The 17,004-nt window shown below is 67.0% G+C and carries 14 protein-coding genes; 3 read left to right on the top strand and 11 right to left on the bottom strand.

Annotated elements, in window-relative coordinates; genetic code table 11:
• Positions 1 to 51 precede the first annotated feature (51 nt).
• Positions 52 to 1,773 (bottom strand): ATP-dependent RNA helicase RhlB, encoded by a 1,722-nt coding sequence (rhlB, locus tag G5A07_RS13010; protein ID WP_010481045.1) that lies wholly within the window; start codon positions 1,771 to 1,773, stop codon positions 52 to 54.
• A gap of 510 nt (positions 1,774 to 2,283) precedes the next feature.
• Here rhlB and trxA point away from each other — a divergent pair.
• From trxA to G5A07_RS12995, 3 genes are all read left to right on the top strand, one after another.
• Positions 2,284 to 2,613, top strand: coding sequence for a thioredoxin (trxA, locus tag G5A07_RS13005; protein ID WP_005411275.1), 330 nt, complete (start codon positions 2,284 to 2,286; stop codon positions 2,611 to 2,613).
• 229 nt (positions 2,614 to 2,842) lie between these two features.
• Positions 2,843 to 4,585, top strand: a complete 1,743-nt coding sequence (gene rho / locus G5A07_RS13000) for a transcription termination factor Rho (RefSeq protein ID WP_029379723.1) — start codon at positions 2,843 to 2,845, stop codon at positions 4,583 to 4,585.
• 207 nt (positions 4,586 to 4,792) lie between these two features.
• The gene (locus G5A07_RS12995) at positions 4,793 to 6,367 is read left to right on the top strand and encodes a sensor domain-containing diguanylate cyclase (protein ID WP_032130287.1); all 1,575 of its coding nucleotides are present in this window, start codon (positions 4,793 to 4,795) and stop codon (positions 6,365 to 6,367) included.
• Between the two features lie 34 nt (positions 6,368 to 6,401).
• Here the strand turns inward: G5A07_RS12995 and G5A07_RS12990 are convergent, their stop codons facing one another.
• The 10 genes from G5A07_RS12990 to queF form a co-directional block, all read right to left on the bottom strand.
• On the bottom strand, positions 6,402 to 7,292 hold the full coding sequence (locus G5A07_RS12990; RefSeq protein ID WP_049436948.1) for an energy transducer TonB: 891 nt from the start codon (positions 7,290 to 7,292) through the stop codon (positions 6,402 to 6,404).
• 61 nt (positions 7,293 to 7,353) lie between these two features.
• Positions 7,354 to 9,084 (bottom strand): bifunctional isocitrate dehydrogenase kinase/phosphatase, encoded by a 1,731-nt coding sequence (gene aceK, locus G5A07_RS12985; RefSeq protein WP_191863405.1) that lies wholly within the window; start codon positions 9,082 to 9,084, stop codon positions 7,354 to 7,356.
• Positions 9,085 to 9,248: 164 nt separating this feature from the next.
• Positions 9,249 to 9,608, bottom strand: coding sequence for a hypothetical protein (locus tag G5A07_RS12980; RefSeq protein ID WP_043397376.1), 360 nt, complete (start codon positions 9,606 to 9,608; stop codon positions 9,249 to 9,251).
• Between the two features lie 53 nt (positions 9,609 to 9,661).
• Positions 9,662 to 10,078 carry a roadblock/LC7 domain-containing protein gene (locus G5A07_RS12975; RefSeq protein ID WP_019336717.1) on the bottom strand — a complete coding sequence of 139 codons (417 nt, stop codon included), beginning with the start codon at positions 10,076 to 10,078 and terminating at the stop codon, positions 9,662 to 9,664.
• Positions 10,071 to 10,619: an ATP/GTP-binding protein gene (locus G5A07_RS12970; RefSeq protein WP_191863404.1), complete on the bottom strand. Its 549-nt coding sequence runs from the start codon at positions 10,617 to 10,619 to the stop codon at positions 10,071 to 10,073. The genes G5A07_RS12975 and G5A07_RS12970 overlap by 8 nt, the downstream gene beginning before the upstream one ends.
• Positions 10,612 to 11,577, bottom strand: a complete 966-nt coding sequence (locus tag G5A07_RS12965) for a hypothetical protein (protein WP_191863403.1) — start codon at positions 11,575 to 11,577, stop codon at positions 10,612 to 10,614. The genes G5A07_RS12970 and G5A07_RS12965 overlap by 8 nt, the downstream gene beginning before the upstream one ends.
• A gap of 278 nt (positions 11,578 to 11,855) precedes the next feature.
• The gene (locus G5A07_RS12960) at positions 11,856 to 14,078 is read right to left on the bottom strand and encodes an NADP-dependent isocitrate dehydrogenase (RefSeq protein WP_191863402.1); all 2,223 of its coding nucleotides are present in this window, start codon (positions 14,076 to 14,078) and stop codon (positions 11,856 to 11,858) included.
• Between the two features lie 894 nt (positions 14,079 to 14,972).
• A complete protein-coding gene (locus tag G5A07_RS12955; RefSeq protein WP_049436828.1) occupies positions 14,973 to 15,485 on the bottom strand; it encodes a hypothetical protein in 513 nt (170 codons plus the stop codon).
• A 45-nt stretch (positions 15,486 to 15,530) separates the two neighbouring features.
• On the bottom strand, positions 15,531 to 15,824 hold the full coding sequence (locus G5A07_RS12950; protein WP_005419771.1) for a LysM peptidoglycan-binding domain-containing protein: 294 nt from the start codon (positions 15,822 to 15,824) through the stop codon (positions 15,531 to 15,533).
• 212 nt (positions 15,825 to 16,036) lie between these two features.
• Positions 16,037 to 16,855 (bottom strand): NADPH-dependent 7-cyano-7-deazaguanine reductase QueF, encoded by an 819-nt coding sequence (gene queF / locus G5A07_RS12945; RefSeq protein ID WP_054172636.1) that lies wholly within the window; start codon positions 16,853 to 16,855, stop codon positions 16,037 to 16,039.
• Positions 16,856 to 17,004: the final 149 nt, after the last annotated feature.

Genomic DNA, 17,004 nt, shown 5'->3' with positions numbered 1-17,004 from the left:
AGCCCATGCTCGGCTCAGTGCGGACCAAGGTCCGCACCCACCATCGGCGGCTTAGTTGCCCGACAGCATCCGGCGGATCTTGCGGCCGATGCGGGTCAGGAACGAATCACCGGTATCAGCGGCGGTACGCACCGGCTTGGCCACCACCTGCACCGGGGTGACCGGGCTGGCGCCATTGCCGGCAGCGCTCTGCACGCCCTCGGCACCTTCGACCGGACGGCCGTGGCGACGACGACGGCGCTTGCGCGGCTTGTGCTCGCCGTCCACCGCACCTTCCGGTGCGCCTTCGGCGCGCGGCGGGCGCGGCGGACGCGGGGCCTGGGCAACGGCGCCTTCGGCACCGGCGGCCGGGGCGGCAGCGCCCTGTTCGCCCTCCACGCGCGGCTTGCGCGGGCCACGCGAACGGCGCTCGCCGCTGCGCTCACCGTCGCGACCACCACGGCCACCACCGCCTGAACGGCCGCCACTACGGCCACCGCCCCGACGCTCTTCCTCGGCGGCGCGGGCTTCGCGCGCTTCGCGGAAGATCTGGCCGACGCTTTCGTTGTCCTCGCCTTCCTCGCCTGCTGCGGGGGCCGGGCGTTCCGGGCGCGGCAGCGGGGTCAACAGTTCCTTGGTCACCGGCTCGGACGGAATCTTCTGCTCGATATAGGCCTCGATGTCCGGCAGGCCCATTGCATAGCGCTCACAGGCGAAGCTGATCGCGTCTCCCTCTTCACCCAGGCGCGCGGTACGACCGATGCGGTGCACGTAGTCTTCGGCATCGAACGGCAGGTCGTAGTTGTAGACGTACTTGATGCCGTCGATGTGCAGGCCGCGCGCAGCCACGTCGGTGGCCACCAGGATTTCCAGCTGGCCCTTCTGGAAGCGGTTGAGCAGGCTCTCACGCTTCTTCTGCGGCACGTCGCCGGACAGCACGCCCACGCGGTAGCCGGCCTTTTCCAGCGAACGCGCCACACGCTCGACGAACACCTTGGTGTTGACGAAGACCATGGTGCGCGCGCCTTCGCTGCGCGACAGCAGGCCCAGCAGCAGCGGGATCTTCTCGTCGTCGGCCGGGAAGTAGATGCGCTGGCGCACGCGCGCGGCGGTGATGGTCTCGGCTTCGACCACCAGCTTCTGCGGCTCGTTCATGTGCTCGTAGGCCAGCTCCAGCACGCGATGGCTGAGGGTGGCACTGAACAGCAGGGTCTGGCGGGTGGTGCGCTCGGGCATGCGGCGCAGCAGGAAGCGGATGTCCTTGATGAAGCCCAGGTCGAACATGCGGTCGGCTTCGTCCAGCACGCAGATCTCGCAGGCGTGCAGCGACACCACCTTGTGCTGTTTCACGTAGTCGATCAGGCGGCCCGGGGTGGCGATGATCACGTCCACGCCCTGCTGCAGCAGTTCGCGCTGCTTGTCGTAATCCACGCCGCCGTAGACCAGCGCGAAACGCAGGCCCAGATCGGAACCGAACTTGACCGCATCCTTGTGGATCTGGATGGCCAGTTCGCGGGTCGGGGCGAGGATCAGCGCGCGCGGATCTTCCGGCTTGCGGTCGGCCAGGGCCGGACGCGTCAGCAGGCGATTCACGACAGCGACCAGGAAGGCCAGGGTCTTGCCGGTGCCGGTCTGAGCCTGGCCGGCAACATCACCACCGGGCAGCGCGACGGGCAGGGTCAGCGCCTGGATCGGGGTGCAACGGGTGAATCCGGCTCCTTCAAGACCGGCCTGCAGGGCCGGGTGCAGCTCGAAGGAGGAAAAGGTCAAATCGGTCAGCGGTTTGTCGCTCATGAGTCCGTCTTGGTATGGCCGCCGGCCCGTGGGGCGGCTGGCACTTCAGCGTCTAGGGGCACCGTCGCAAACTGCGGCCCCTGCGGCGGGTTGGCAGGCTGGGACCACCCGGTCCGCGCGCCGCACAATGCCCCAGTTTAACGCACTCGGGCCAGCAAACCGGAATGACCTGTCTCATAAAGTCAAGAGACGGCGCCCTTCACCCAGCCACACCGGACTTGAACGGCCCTGCCAGGCCCGCTGGTGTCGCCCACTGCCAGCCCCATGTACAGGAAGACAGTGAAATCCGACACATACCAGGCATCGAAGCGATCACGATACGCTGGGTTCCAGCCGGCGCCTGTCCCTGCCCTGCGATAGGGGTACACTGCCGGCCGTGAGCGTCCAGGCATCCCGCCGAACGCACCGCGGCAGTGCGCCGCGAGGCAACGACGAGGGTCGCGCCACCGGGCATGGCCCAGTTCACCCACCTCCGGCATGGCCGGGTGCAATCCAAGACGAGAAACCAAGATGAGCGACAAGGTTGTACATGTCGGCGACGCCGACTTTGATAGTGCAGTGCTGAATTCCAAGGAACCGGTGCTGGTCGATTTCTGGGCCGAGTGGTGTGGCCCGTGCAAGATGATCGCCCCGGCGCTGGACGAGCTGGCCGATGCCTACCAGGGCCGCGCCAAGATCGCCAAGGTCAACGTCGACCACAACCGTGCGCTGGCCGCCAAGTACCACGTGCGTTCGATTCCGTACCTGGTCGTGTTCAAGGACGGCGAGAAGGTTGGCGAGCAGATCGGTGCGGTGGGCAAGGCCCAGCTGGCCGGCCTGCTGGACAAGGCCCTGGCCTGATTGCTGCTGTTCTCCGGCAGCCGCCGACCGCGGCTGCCGGCGGGCGCCCCGCGCCCATGATGAATGCTGTTCCCGGCAGCCCTTGCACGGCGCCGCAGGCCGATGATAGTGTCGGCATATCCGGCCGCGTTCGCGTGCCGCACCCTCTGGACGCAGTTTCCTCCAGACCCATTCCCAACGTTCGCCGCCCCAGCCGGGCGCTCGCACCTTCAAGCGAGGAATAACGCTCTTGTCCGATAACACTTCCGAAACCGGCAGCGCCGATGCGCCCGCCGAAAAGCGCGTGCGCAAGCCCCGCGTGAGCAAGGCCGCCGCCCCGGCAGCCGCCGAAACCAGCGCCGCTCCGGCGCAGCCGACCCTGCCGCTGGCCGCCGCGCCCGAGGCACCGGCTGCTGCCCCCGCACCGAGCGCGCCCGCCGCCGAGGCCCCTGCCAGCAGTGGCGGCGGCGAAGGCGGTGAGGGTCGCGAATCCGGCCAGCCGCGCCAGCAGAACCACCAGGGGGGCGGCCAGAACCAGGGCCAGAACCCGTACAACCAGAACGGCCAGCAGGGCCAGGGGCAAGGCCAGGGCAACCGCCGCGACCGCTTCCGCAACCGCCGCGACCGTGACCGCAACAACCGCTTCCGCGACGATGGCCTGCCCAACGACGGCGGCGAGCAGCAGCCGTTCGTGCCGCGCCCGCACGCCAACGTGCCCGAGGGCTTCCCGGTCTACTCGCTGAGCGACCTCAAGCGCATGCCGGCACAGAAGCTGCTGGAAATCGCCGAGCAGCTGCAGATCTCCGAAGGCGTGGCCCGCGCCCGCAAGCAGGATGTGATCTTCGCCCTGCTGAAGGTGCTGACCCGCCACGGTGACGGCGTCGCCGCCGACGGCGTGCTGGAAATCCTGCCGGACGGCTTCGGCTTCCTGCGCGCGGCCGAAGCCAGCTACCTGGCCGGCCCGGACGACACCTACATCTCGCCCAGCCAGATCCGCCGCTTCAACCTGCGCACCGGCGACCACATCTCCGGCCGCATCCGCTTCCCGAAGGACGGCGAGCGCTACTTCGCGCTGAACATCGTCGACACCATCAACGGTGAGCCGATCGAAGCGTCGAAGAACAAGGTGCTGTTCGAGAACCTGACCGCCCTGTTCCCGCGCCGCCGCTTCACCCTGGAGCGTGGCAACGGTTCGTCGGAAGACATCACCGGCCGCATCCTCGACCTGATGGCGCCGCAGGGCAAGGGCCAGCGCTCGCTCATCGTGTCGCAGCCGAAGGCCGGCAAGACCATGATGATGCAGCAGGTCGCTACTGCCATCACCACCAACCACCCGGACGTGCACCTGATCGTGCTGCTGATCGACGAGCGCCCGGAAGAAGTGACCGAAATGCAGCGCACCGTGCGCGGCGAGGTCATCAGCTCGACCTTCGACGAGCCGGCCGCGCGCCACGTGCAGGTGGCCGAAATGGTCATCGAGCGCGCCAAGCGCCTGGTCGAGCACAAGAAGGACGTGGTGATCCTGCTCGACTCGATCACCCGCCTGGCCCGTGCCTACAACAACGTGGTGCCGAGCTCGGGCAAGGTGCTGACCGGTGGCGTGGACGCCAACGCCCTGCACCGCCCGAAGCGCTTCTTCGGTGCCGCGCGCAACGTGGAAGAAGGCGGCAGCCTGACCATCATCGCCACCGCGCTGGTCGACACCGGCTCGAAGATGGACGAGGTGATCTACGAAGAGTTCAAGGGCACCGGCAACAGCGAAGTGCACCTGAGCCGCCGTATCGCTGAAAAGCGCGTGTTCCCGGCCATCGACATCAACCGTTCGGGCACCCGCCGCGAAGACCTGCTGATCGAGCCGGAACTGCTGCAGAAGATCTGGATCCTGCGCAAGCTGCTGCATCCGATGGATGAAATGGCTGCGATGGAGTTCCTGCTCGACAAGATGAAGAACACCAAGTCCAACGACGAGTTCTTCGGTTCGATGAAGCGCTGATCCACGGCGCTGCATCGGAAGAAACCTGCCGCTCGCTGCGGCAGGTTTTTTTTTGCCTGCAGGGCGACGCACTTCACTTCGCCGCCGCCCACTTTTGGCGATAATCCGCCGGCCCCTGCCCGGCCCTGACGGCCTGGCCACCGATTCCCGCTGTCGCCCCTTCCGGAGAACCGGTCGGGTCCAGCCTCCTGCCGGATCCGTCGACGCATGCGAACGCTGTCTCCCCGCCTCAACCTGGGCAAGCTGATCCTCGCCCTGGCCCTGCTCAGTGCCATCATCGCCCTGGCCAACACCCTGCTGGCCAGCTATCGGGTGCAGCGCGACCAGCTGGTCGGCAACACCCTGGAAGCCAACCGCGTCTATGCCACCAAGCTGGCCGAGACCACCCAGAACTTCCTGCTGGCCGCGCAGCAGCAGCTGGCCTATGCCGCGACCCGCCTGGGCGAGGACGACCTCGATCCGAAGCAGGCCCAGGATGAAGCCAGCCGCCTGCAGCTGCAGTCCAGCAGCTTCAACTCCTCGCTGGTGGTGGACGCCGACGGCCTGGTGATCGCCACCTCGCCGCAGACCCTGCAGCTGCAGGGTGAGGTGCTGCACAGTGTCGGCAACAACGCGGCGCTGGCGGCGCGCCAGCCGATGATCAGCGATCCCTACCAGTCGGCCACGGGCAAGCTGCTGGTGTCGCTGTCGCACCCGATCTTCGACCGCCAGGGTCGCTATCGCGGCTATGTAAGCGGCACCCTGTACCTGCGCCAGCGCAGCGCACTGCACACGCTGCTGGGCAAGCACTACTACCGCGACGGTTCCTACCTGTACGTGGTGGACCGCAATGGCCGCCTGCTGTACCACGCCGATGGCAAGCGGGTGGGTGACTACGTGGTCGGCAACCCGGCGGTGAAGGCCGTGGTGCGCGGGGAGCGTGGCGCACAGCAGGTACGCAACAACCGTGGTGTGTCGATGCTGGCCGGCTATGCGCCGGTGGCGGCCACTGGCTGGGGCATCATTGCCCAGCGCCCGACCGAGGCCACCCTGCAGCCGCTGTCACGGTTGATGACCGCAGTGATCTGGAATGCGATTCCGCTCGGCCTGCTGTCGCTGCTGGTCACCTGGTGGTTCGCGCGCCGCATTTCGATGCCGCTGTGGCAGCTGGCGCGCAATGTGCAGGGCGGCGAGGACACCGGCAATGCGATCAACCATGTCAGCGGCATCCGCGCCTGGTACTTCGAGGTCGCCCAGCTCAAGCAGGCCGTGCTGCACAGCTTCAATGCCCTGCAGGATCGTATCGGCACGCTCAACCGTGCCAGCCGCACCGACCCGCTGACCGGCCTGCTCAACCGCCGCGGGCTGCAGCAGGCGCTGGACGCGCTGCAGGTGCAGGGCATTCCGTTTGCGATCCTGGCGCTGGACATCGATCGCTTCAAGTCGATCAACGACAGTTACGGGCATGACGTCGGCGACAACGCCATCGTCCACATCGCCGACCAGATGCGCCGCTACTCGCGCGACAGCGACATCCTCTGCCGCGCTGGTGGCGAGGAATTCCTGCTGCTGCTGCCGGGCATCAGTACTGAATCGGCCCGTCAGGCCGGTGAACGCCTGCGCCAGCACATCGCCGACCATCCGTTCGAACCGGTCGGCACCATCACCGTATCGCTGGGCGTGGCCCACTTCCCCAGCTTCCATGTCGACGCCGAGCAGGCATTGCGGCTGGCCGACAAGGCGCTGTACATGGCCAAGGAACAGGGCCGCAACCGGGTGGTGGTCTACCCGTACGCCGATTGACGCGGAGCCGGGCTGCCCGGCTCCGCAGCGGGTCTCAGCTCTGTTGCAGCGGGGTCAACAGGCGCAGGCCGCGCTTGGCGGCGTCCACCATGTAGACGCCGCCTTCCGGCAGCAGATCGCTGCCGGCCTGCTCGACCGGGTCCGCCTCGTGCCACGGCACGCTCTGCCGCGGCCCCGGAATGAAAGCGCGCCAGCGGCCATAACGTTCCGCCTCTGCATTGGAATCATGGTTCAGGGCGAAGTTCACCGGGATGCGAACCGTCCAGCTGTCCCGGGTGCTGTCCTCGCCGGTGGTCGGCGGCTTGAAGGTCCACGTGCGGGCGGTGCTGACGCTGGCTCTGGCCAGGATGTCGCGCATCTTGGCCAGGGTCCGCTCGGATGCGACCACGGCCATGTTCACCTGCTCGGCGGCCACGTCGGCCACTGTTCCGTCGCGCGCCACCTTGACCAGCAGCAGCACCTCACCCTGGCCACCGTTTCGGTAGGCCGCCTCCGGGTAGCGCGGCGGTGTCATGTGCAGCTGGGTCACCGAATCAGTGGCCTTCGGATCGTACTCGCTGAAGTCGACACTGGTCATGCTGATTTCATAACCGCCGTCGGCCGCAGCCTTGCCGCGCAGGCGAACGCGCAAAGGGGCCCTCGTGGCCACCGCCTGGCCATCGCGCAGCGTGGGCTCGAAGCGCCAGCCACCGATGGTGCCTTCCACGAAGGAGGCAATGCTCGGGGCGACCATGGCTTTCTGGTCCAGCACCAGCGAACTGACCGCGCCCTCCGGCGTGACCTCGATATGACCGGACAGCACCATGCTCATTTCCGCAGTCGCACGTACAGCACGTGCGGTCTGCGCAGTGGCATCGCCTGCAAGCAGGGGGGCGCCGGCACCGACGGCCAGCGCGAGGGCGAGAAACAGTGGGGAACGCATCATTGCCGGATCCTTGGTGATGAACAGCGAGCGTACCTCAGTCCCAATACCCATGACAGCCGGCTCAGGCCAGCCGGTGTGCGCCCGCATAGGGCGGCGTATCCGGATAGTCACCACGGGCAAAACGTTCCTGCAGACCCTGCCACCAGGCCGGGTCGAACAGGTGCCGGTAGTGCTCGCGCACCGCCGCCAGTTCGCCGGCAGGCAGGCCCATGAACGGGCCGAAGCGTTCGGGGAACACATCGCGTGGCCCCACATGGAACCAGGGCTCGTCGGCCATCGCCTCCTCCGGTGTGCGCGGCTGCGGCCAGGCACGGAACACGCAGTCGCTGACCAGGCACAGCTCGTCATAGTCGTAGAACACGGCGCGACCGTGCCGCGATACGCCGAAGTTCTTCGGCAGCATGTCGCCGGGGAAGATGTTGTTGCGCGCCATGTCGGTGATCGCCTGCGCGTAGTCGAGTACCGCCGCGCGCACCGCCTCACCGCCCTGCTCGCGCAGGTACAGGTTCAATGGACGGAAGCGGCGCTGCACATAGCACAGCGCGATCTCCACCTCATCGCCATCGACGCGCACGCTCTGCGCGCATTGCTGCAGCAGTTCGTCCAGCAGCGCTGGCGCGAAGCGCTCACGCGGGAAACGCAGGTGGCGATAGGGCTGTGCATCGAGCAGGCGGCCGACGCGGTCGAGGTTGAACACCAGCGCGTACTTCTCTTCCACCTGCTGCCGCGACATCGCCTTGGGCCATACGAAACGGTCTCGGATCAGCTTGAACACCAGCGGATAGCTGGGCAGGGTGAACACCGCCATGACCATGCCCGGCGTGCCTTCGGCATGCACCAGCCGCTCCTGCGGGTGCTCGTTGAAGTGGCGGAAGAAGGTGCGGTAGCGCTCGGTCTTGCCCTGCTTGGCGCGGCCCAGCACGGTGTAGATCTCATCGATGGGCTTGCCCGGCAGCAGACTGCGCAGGAACACCACGGCATCGCCCACCGTACCCAGATCGGCCTGGAAGTAGCTGCGCGACACGCCAAACAGATGGGCAACATCACGGCGCCGGGTCAGCACCGCATCGGCACGCAGGCCGCGCGCGTCGTTGACCAGGGCAATCACGCAGGGCGAGAAGCGGTGCTCGCCGAACACGCGGCCGACCAGGTAGGCGCGGCGCTCGCGGTAGAACACGGTGTCGAGTAGTTCGATGCTGCGTACCGGCGTGTCACCCCAATGGGCGAGGTCGTCCTGCAGACGCACGGCGATGGCCGCCGCGCAGCGCAGCTGGTGCGCGTAAGGAATGTCGAAGCGATAGTCGGCCAACACGCGTTGCAGGGCCTCCACCGGCCGCGTCGGCGAGACGGCATAGGTATGCCGCGCGACGGGATGGGTGATGGCATCGGAGGGCTCGACGTCGAAAGCAATGAATTCCAGCGCCGGGTCCACGCCGCGGGTAGCGAACAGGCGCCGCGACAGCGTGTTGTAGAAGGTCTTGTACAGCTCGGCGTCGATCAGGCCCTGCAGCAGCGCGCTGTAGCCGGCGTGCACCTGCAACCACAACGCGCGCTCGCCGATCGCGTCACCGGCGAGGCGGCGCAACGCATCCATCTGCTCGGCGATGCACAGGTCGTAGAGGGCGATGCGCTCAACCGCATCCTGTCGCGCACCGGCCCAGTCGCGCTGCTCGAAGCGCTGCCGCGCACGGGCGGTGATCGCCGCGAAGCGGGCGTGGTACTGCTCGAAACCATCGCGGATGACGCCGGCAATGCGCGGCGCCAGCTCGGCAGCGATGTCAGGCTCGGACATGCATGGCTCACCCGGGAGGACCGGCTTCACCATACGCTGGCGTGGGGTGGCTTGTGTAGAGCCGAGCCATGCTCGGCTGATCCAGGCAGAAGCAGCCGAGCATGGCTCGGCTCTACAGTTGCAAAGAGCAGTCGGGCGGGCTCGACTCTACCGAAGCCAATGGCTCAGATCGCCAGTTCGGACTCCACGTCCTGCACCTTGCGCCGGGCCAGCGCCAGGTTGGACTTGGTACGGTCCAGCACGATGTAGAAGAACAAGCCCTTCTTCTTCGCCACCGGGCGCATGATGTGGTACGCCTTGCCCAGCGAGATCAGGATGTCCTCGATGCTGTCGTTGAGGTTCAGCGACGCGGCGGTCTTCATCTTGGCGCGGATCACTTCGGTGTTGCCGGCGGCGGCCACTTCCATGTCCATGCCGGCACCGGCCTCGCCCAGCAGCATGCCGCTTTCGTAGTCGACCAGCGCCACTGCCTGCGCGCCGTCGATGCCCATCAGTGCGTTCAACGATTCATTCAATCCAGCCACGTCGCACCCCTTGTCGATGTTGGTTCGAGCCCCTCGTTCCCCTGCGGCCGGGCTCACGATCCGCCGAGTTCGGCCAGGATCGCCTGGCCACATTCCCTGCTCTGCCACAGCACCTGGCCGATCACGCTGCGCTGGTCGCAGGCCGCCATCAGCAGCAGCGGTGCACGTCCCTCGGCCTGGATCGCCAGCATCAGCACCTTGCCGCCTGCGGCCTCCAGCATCAGCGTCTGCAGATCCCCAAGCACCAGTTCGCGCCCGACCGCCGCGGCCAGCGCCAGCATCGCGCTGGTCATCGCCGCCAGCCGTTCGCCGCGCCCTTCGGCACCAGCGCTGACCAGGGCGAAGCCATCGACACTGGCCAGCACTACCGTGCGCACGCCTTCCACCCGCTGCTGCAGGTCCTGCAGCAGGGGCTGCAGGCGCTCACGCTGGCCGGCATCGGGCAGCACCGCCATCTGCCCGTCAGCCATGCGCGGCCACCAGTGCGTGCGCTTCCATTTCGCTCATCAGTACATCCATCAGCAGCAATCCCTGTTCGCGGTCGCGGGCATCCACCGCCAGCAAAGGCAGCGGTTGATCATCCAGGCTGGCGCGTGCAGCCCAGTCGTCCAGCGTAGCGTGCGGCGCCTGGTCGAGATGGGTGACCGCCACCACCAGCGCCAATGACGCTGCGAACGGCTGCAGCACCTGCAGGTAGTCCTCCAGCTCGCTGGCCAACCCGGCACGGCGCGCGTCCAGCAGCAGCACCGCACCGCGCGCCCCCTGCAGCAGGATCGGCCACAGGAAATCAAAGCGCTGCTGGCCGGGTGTTCCGTAGAGACGCAGGCGTTCGCCGTTGGGCAGGTCGATGTCTGCATAGTCCAGCGCGACGGTGGTGGAGGCCTTGTCGGCGCCGAGGCGATCACTGTTGGCCACATCGGTGTCGATCACCGCCCCGGCCGCGATGCTGCGCACGAGTGTCGACTTGCCGCTGCCCATGCCACCGAGCACGACCACCTTGTGCTCACGCATTGCGCTCGCTCCCACGCAGGTGGCGCCACAGGCGGGCAAGCAGGCCGTCGTCGGTGCCATTGCCGCGTAGTGCCGTCATCGGTGCCGCCGGGGCGCTCTGCAACTGCGCGTAACCGCAGAGATAGGCGGCATGGATGAAATCGCGCACCGCCGCAGCCGGCAACTCGAGCAGCATCGCGCATTCTTCAACCGTGCACGCGCGCTTGAGCAGCAGCGAACACAGGCGGAAGCCATCGTGGTCGTGACCCAGCACGCGGAAATCCGGCCAGCGCAGCAGCTTCACCGAGGCGCCACGCAGGCGTTCGTCCAGTGCCTGCCAATGGCGGCTGCGTTGCGCCCACTGCCACAGCAGCGGCCGCAGTGGCTGGCGTGGCCGCTCGCCGGCCAGGGCCTGCAGGCGAGCCGGCGTGAGCGCATCCAGCTGCAGGCGTTCGAAGGCATCGGCCAAACGCTCCACCAGCGCGCTAGCGTGTTCCTGCAGCAGCACGGCCTGGTCATGCTCGAGGTCCATCAGCAGGACGGGATCACCCGCGTCACTCAGCAGTGCCTGCCCCTGGCGCAGGGGCAGCCGCTCGCGCAGCAGGCGGGTGATGGCGTGTGCACCATCGGCAAGACGGATCGGTGCGGGTGCGTGCATGGCCAGGGGCTCCACTGCCAACTGCATCCTGCGCAGGGCGCGGCCGATGGCACCGTCATCAAGTATGTCCTGATGGCCATCGCCGTCGCGCAGCTGGCCCCCCAGATCCTCGATCCAGCACTGCAGTCGCGGGCGTTGCTGGCGCATGCGCAGGGCTGCATTGCGCAGCGCCGGCGTATCGCGGATGACCAGCAGGTCGCAGTCGTCCAGGTCCTGGCTGCGACGGATCTGGCCATCAGGTAGGGCCGAGGCCAGGCGCAGACGCTGCAGCAGGGCCTGTTCGCCCTGGATGTCGGTTCCCACCACCAGCACGCGTGCCATCCGTGTTCCCCGTGCGGCCACCTCCCCGGTGGCCTCGCGTCGCCAAGGCTAGGACATCGCCAGCGGCAGCCGTCGTGATCGACTGCTCAGATCGGGAGCGGTTGCAGACGGTGTCCGATCGGTTCTGCGACGGACATCGTGGGCAAGTTTCATGCCTCGTTGACGGCATTCCGACAGCCGACGGGTGTCACGGTTCTGGACGCGGGTCGAATAGGGCCGCCCAAAAAGAAACCCGCGCCGAAGCGCGGGTTCCGGGGTCACGACCGAACGGCGATGGATCAGCCGCGCAGCTGCTCCAGCGCGGCGTTGAAGGTCGCGCTCGGGCGCATCGCCTTGCTGGCCTTGGCCACGTCCGGGCGGTAGTAGCCGCCGATGTCCACGGCCTTGCCCTGCACCGCGATCAGCTCTTCAACGATCTTCTGCTCGTTGTCGGTCAGTGCCTTGGCCAGCGGAGCGAAGCGCGCCTTCAGGGCAGCATCTTCGTCCTGCGCGGCCAGGGCCTGGGCCCAGTACAGCGCGATATAGAAGTGGCTGCCACGGTTGTCGATGCCACCCAGCTTGCGCGACGGCGACTTGTCGTTGTCCAGGAACTGGCCGTTGGCTTCGTCCAGCGCCTTGGCCAGCACGCGGGCGGCGGCGTTGTCGTAGCGGTTGCCCAGGTGTTCCAGCGAGGCGGCCAAGGCCAGGAACTCACCCAGCGAATCCCAGCGCAGGTAGTCTTCTTCGACGAACTGCTGCACGTGCTTCGGGGCCGAACCACCGGCACCGGTCTCGAACAGGCCGCCACCGGCCATCAGCGGCACGATCGACAGCATCTTGGCGCTGGTGCCCAGTTCCATGATCGGGAACAGGTCGGTGAGGTAGTCGCGCAGCACGTTGCCGGTCACCGAGATGGTGTCCTCGCCCTTGCGGATGCGGTCGAGCGAGAACGCGGTCGCTTCCACCGGCGGCAGGATGCGGATGTCCAGGCCGCTGGTGTCGTGGTTCTTCAGGTAGGTCTCGACCTTGGCGATGACCTGCGCGTCGTGGGCGCGGGCGGCATCCAGCCAGAACACGGCCGGGGTGCTGCTCAGGCGGGCACGTTCGACGGCCAGCTTCACCCAGTCCTGGATTGGCGCGTCCTTGGTCTGGCACATGCGCCAGATGTCACCGGCTTCCACGGCGTGCTCGAACACCACGGTGCCGGCCTCGTCGGTGACCTTGACAACGCCATCGGCAGCGATCTGGAAGGTCTTGTCGTGCGAGCCGTACTCTTCGGCCTTCTGCGCCATCAGGCCGACGTTCGGCACCGAGCCCATGGTGGCCGGGTCGAAGGCACCGTGCGCCTTGCAGTCGTCGATGACGGCCTGGTACACGCCGGCGTAGCAGCGGTCCGGAATGACCGCCTTGGTGTCCTGCAGCTTGCCTTCGGCATTCCACATCTTGCCGGAGTCGCGGATCATCGCCGGCATCGAGGCGTCGACGATCACGTCGCTCGGCACGTGCAGGTTGGTGATGCCCTTGTCCGAATTGACCATGGCCACGCCCGGACGCTGTGCGTACTCGGCAGCCAGGTCGGCTTCGATGGCGGCGCGGGTGGCTTCCGGCAGCGACGGCAGGCGCGCGGCTAGGTCACCGATGCCGTTGTTGGCATCGAAACCGGCCTGCTTCAGCACGTCGGCATGCTTGGCCAGCACGTCCTTGTAGAACTCGTTGACCGCCACGCCGAACATGATCGGGTCGGAGACCTTCATCATGGTCGCCTTCAGGTGCAGCGAGAACAGCACGCCCTGGGCCTTGGCATCGGCGATCTGCTCAGCGATGAACGCGGCCAGCGCCTTGCGGCTCATCACCGCGGCATCAACGATCTCGCCGGCCTTGACCGCGGTCTTTTCCTTCAGCACGACGGTGCTGCCGTCGTTGCCGTGGAAGGTGATCTTCAGCGCACCGGCGTTGGCCAGGGTGGCCGACTTCTCGCTGCCGTAGAAATCACCGGCGGCCATGTGCGCGACGTGCGACTTCGAATCCGACGCCCAAGCGCCCATGCGGTGCGGGTGCTTGCGCGCGTAGTTCTTCACCGACAGCGGTGCGCGGCGGTCCGAATTGCCTTCGCGCAGCACCGGGTTCACCGCACTGCCCTTGACCTTGTCGTAGCGCGCCTTGTAGTCGCGCTGCTGGTCGTCAGCCGGGGTTTCCGGGTAATCCGGCAGCGGGTAACCCTGGTCCTGCAGTTCCTTGATGGCCGCCTTCAGCTGCGGCACCGAGGCGGAGATGTTCGGCAGCTTGATGATGTTGGCGTCCGGGGTGGTCGCCAGCTGGCCCAGCTCGGCCAGGTCGTCGCTGACCTTCTGCGCGTCACTGAGCAGTTCCGGGAACAGCGACAGGATGCGGCCGGACAGCGAGATGTCACGGGTTTCCACCACGATGCCGGCGGTGGCGGTGTAGGCGCCGACGATCGGCAGCAGCGACTGGGTGGCCAGGAACGGGGCTTCGTCGGTCAGCGTGTAGAGGATCTTGGACATGGGGGACTTGGACTCTGTAGCAATGCTCAGGGGAAGGCCGGCGCCAGCGCCGGGCCACGTGCAACCGTGTCGCTTTCCCCCGTCGCCGTCAGGGTGGGCGCGCGGCGGGGAAACCCCTGCATTGTCGCGTTTTCAGCCGCGCGGGGCAAAGCCGCGCCATACGCGGCGGTACTGGACCGCTGTGTTTCGTCGTTGGCTCGCTTCCGGTCTGGAAGCTGAGGCTTGATGGCTAGTTCGACTTCCCGCTCGTGGAGGCACGCATGACCCACTCCGACAATCGCTGCCCCCACTCGGCACGCCTCGGACAGGTCAACGTCTGCGCCCGCTTGCTTTGCTGGAAGTTGCAGACACGGAATCCCCCAACGACGGCGGCCAGGCTGGCGAGTTCATCAGCCGTCGCTGCAGCACCTCGGATGTGCAGCGAACCGGCGCCAGACGATCCGGGCCGAACGTAGACATCGTACCGGGTGGAACGTCCTTCCGACCTTACGTATCCCGACACGGCATATCCGCCGTCCGTGAAACGCAGATCCGGCGTGCTTCCTGACGCAGGCTTTTCGGGGGCGTCGCCCTCGTAGATCAGGGCGACTTCCCTACTATCATGCCTGATGCGGTGCAGACCAAAGTCAACAGGTGCCTCGTAGGTCACGGACATGCCTGTCGGCACGCGCACACAGGCGCCGTATAGGAAGTGGTCGCAACTGTAGCTCCAGAGATTCGCAGGTCCCATTGCGAGCGTGAGCGCAATCCAGCTGAGCATCCTGTCCCCCGACCTGTCCGTGTTCCGTTCAGCGTATCCCGCTAGCCCCCCAAAGCGGGCATCGCCCAATAAAAAAGGACGCAGCCTCGCGGCTGCGTCCATCGTGAGCCCTGCCGGGAGAGAGTCGGCAGGACTTACTTGACCTCGAACTCCTGCGGCGTTCCGGCCGCCTTGCCATCGACGGTGACCTCGGCGCGGTACTTGCCGGCCGGCCAGCCCTTTGCATTCTTGAACGTGACGTTGGTGGTTTCCGCACCGCTGGTGTTCAGGGTGGCGTTCTGTTCGCCGGCCACCTGGCCGTCCTGGTAGGTCAGCTTCGCGCCAACAGTGACATTGTTGGCGGCACCGTCGGTCTTGACCGAGACGATGACGTCGTCCTTCGGTGCGAACAATGCCGTGGTCGCAACCGACTTGTCGGCGGCTGCGGTCTTGCCGACGGTGACCGCCGAGACGCTCACTGCAGCAGCTTCGGCCATCGGCGGCGGTGCGCCGGTCATCGGTGCAGGTGCAGCCGGTTCGGCCGGGGCGGTCGCTGCCGGAGCGGCGTTGGTGTCGGTCGACTCTTCTTTCTTCTTGCAACCGACCAAGGCGACGCTGCCCAGCAGGGCGGCGATCAGGGCGGTCTGGAGCGGGGTGGTCTTGATCATTCGGGGTTCCTCCCAGGGATTGTCGGACGGCGTTCGATGGCCGGCTTACTTCGGCGGCAGCTTCAGGGTCTGGCCCGGGAAGATCTTGTCCGGGTCATCAAGCACATCGCGGTTGGCTTCGAAGATCTTTTTCCAGGCGTTGGCGTCGCCCAGATGCTGCTTGGCGATCTTCGACAGCGAGTCACCCTTCTGCACGGTATAGGTGCCGCCGCTGACAACGTCTGCGGTGCTGTCCACCGAGGCGCTGACGCCGGAGAAGTCCGCCTTCGGCACCTGCTCGGCGGTACTGTCGACACTGCCACTGACACCGGAGAAATCGGCTTTCTTCTCGGTACTCATCCACAACTCCCGTCTGCATGACTACGTGGTTCGCACGGTGCCATGGAGGTTGTTAAATGGGGATGGTGCAGATGTGAAGCCGCCCCCGGGGGCGGCTGAACAATCGGGAGAGAAGGTGTCCGGTCGTGCCGGCCGCTGGCCGGCTTGCCCTGGACACCGGTTCCACGTGGTTGCCGGCCAGCGGCCGGCACGACCGGTAACCGCCTGCTGGGTTACTGCCGCAGTTCGCGGTAGGTCGCAGCCGGGGCGGTGATGCCGGCGCTGGCACGCCAGGGATTGATATCCAGGCCACCACGGCGGGTATAGCGGGCCTCCACCTCCAGCCACTGCGGCTGGCAGCGCGAAGTCACCTCGCTGAAGATCCGCTCAACGCACTGCTCGTGGAACTCGGCGTGCTCGCGGTAGCTGACCAGATAGCGCAGCAGGCCGGCACGGTCGATCTTCGGCCCACGGTAACGCAGGCTGACCGTGGCCCAGTCCGGCTGGCCGGTGACCGGGCAGTTGGACTTCAGCAGCGACGAGACCAGGGTCTCTTCCACCACCTCGCCCGCATCGGCGGCCAGGAAGTCCGCCTGCGGCGGACCGTAGCAGTCGATCTCCACGTCCAGCCCGTCGATGGATTCACCGAGCGGCGTCTCACGCAGGCCCGGCAGGCCGAACTCGACCTGGACCGGCGCACCGGCGCAGGCCGACAGGTCGGCCACCAGGCGCTCGCGCAGTGCCTCGGCGCTGTCGATGCGGGTGCTGTTGAGGGAGTTGAGGTACAGCTTGAACGACTTCGATTCGATCAACCGCGGCGAAGTGCATGGCACCTGCACGGTGGCGACGGCGACCTGCGGCTTGCCACGCGGGTCGAGCCAGCTCAGCTCGAAGGCGTGCCAGCGGTCGTGGCCGACGAACGGCAGCGCGGCATCGTCGAGGCCGATCTCGGCGCGGGCGCCGCTGCGGGGGATGGGGAACAGCAGGCCGGGATCGTACTGCGACGGGTAACTGACCTCGCGACCGAGGCTGGAGTCCTGGGGGGTGTTCATGGTGCGCATTGTATCGCGCGGAGGGCGGGCCTTCGGCCGGACCGGCCAACGGCGGAGCCCCTCCGTGGTGGTTCAGGGCAGGATCTCGGGGTCGGCCGGGAGGGTGGGTTGGCTGGGGGCCGCTGCAAGTACGTCCATGTAAGCTCGGT

Origin of the sequence: Stenotrophomonas sp. AS012628 (assembly GCF_010608305.1) — a bacterium.
Taxonomy (GTDB): domain Bacteria; phylum Pseudomonadota; class Gammaproteobacteria; order Xanthomonadales; family Xanthomonadaceae; genus Stenotrophomonas; species Stenotrophomonas geniculata.
This window is presented reverse-complemented; position numbering and strand designations above follow the sequence as displayed.

Bases quoted from the DNA above. Each gene is read 5' to 3' on its own strand.
- aceK (WP_191863405.1), bottom strand. From the start codon at position 9,084: ATGTCCGAGCCTGACATCGCTGCCGAGCTGGCGCCGCGCATTGCCGGC.
- G5A07_RS12960 (WP_191863402.1), bottom strand. From the start codon at position 14,078: ATGTCCAAGATCCTCTACACGCTGACCGACGAAGCCCCGTTCCTGGCC.
- trxA (WP_005411275.1), top strand. From the start codon at position 2,284: ATGAGCGACAAGGTTGTACATGTCGGCGACGCCGACTTTGATAGTGCA.
- G5A07_RS12950 (WP_005419771.1), bottom strand. From the start codon at position 15,824: ATGAGTACCGAGAAGAAAGCCGATTTCTCCGGTGTCAGTGGCAGTGTC.
- rhlB (WP_010481045.1), bottom strand. From the start codon at position 1,773: ATGAGCGACAAACCGCTGACCGATTTGACCTTTTCCTCCTTCGAGCTG.
- G5A07_RS12975 (WP_019336717.1), bottom strand. From the start codon at position 10,078: ATGGCTGACGGGCAGATGGCGGTGCTGCCCGATGCCGGCCAGCGTGAG.
- G5A07_RS12995 (WP_032130287.1), top strand. From the start codon at position 4,793: ATGCGAACGCTGTCTCCCCGCCTCAACCTGGGCAAGCTGATCCTCGCC.
- G5A07_RS12970 (WP_191863404.1), bottom strand. From the start codon at position 10,619: ATGCGTGAGCACAAGGTGGTCGTGCTCGGTGGCATGGGCAGCGGCAAG.
- G5A07_RS12965 (WP_191863403.1), bottom strand. From the start codon at position 11,577: ATGGCACGCGTGCTGGTGGTGGGAACCGACATCCAGGGCGAACAGGCC.
- queF (WP_054172636.1), bottom strand. From the start codon at position 16,855: ATGAACACCCCCCAGGACTCCAGCCTCGGTCGCGAGGTCAGTTACCCG.
- G5A07_RS12955 (WP_049436828.1), bottom strand. From the start codon at position 15,485: ATGATCAAGACCACCCCGCTCCAGACCGCCCTGATCGCCGCCCTGCTG.
- G5A07_RS12990 (WP_049436948.1), bottom strand. From the start codon at position 7,292: ATGATGCGTTCCCCACTGTTTCTCGCCCTCGCGCTGGCCGTCGGTGCC.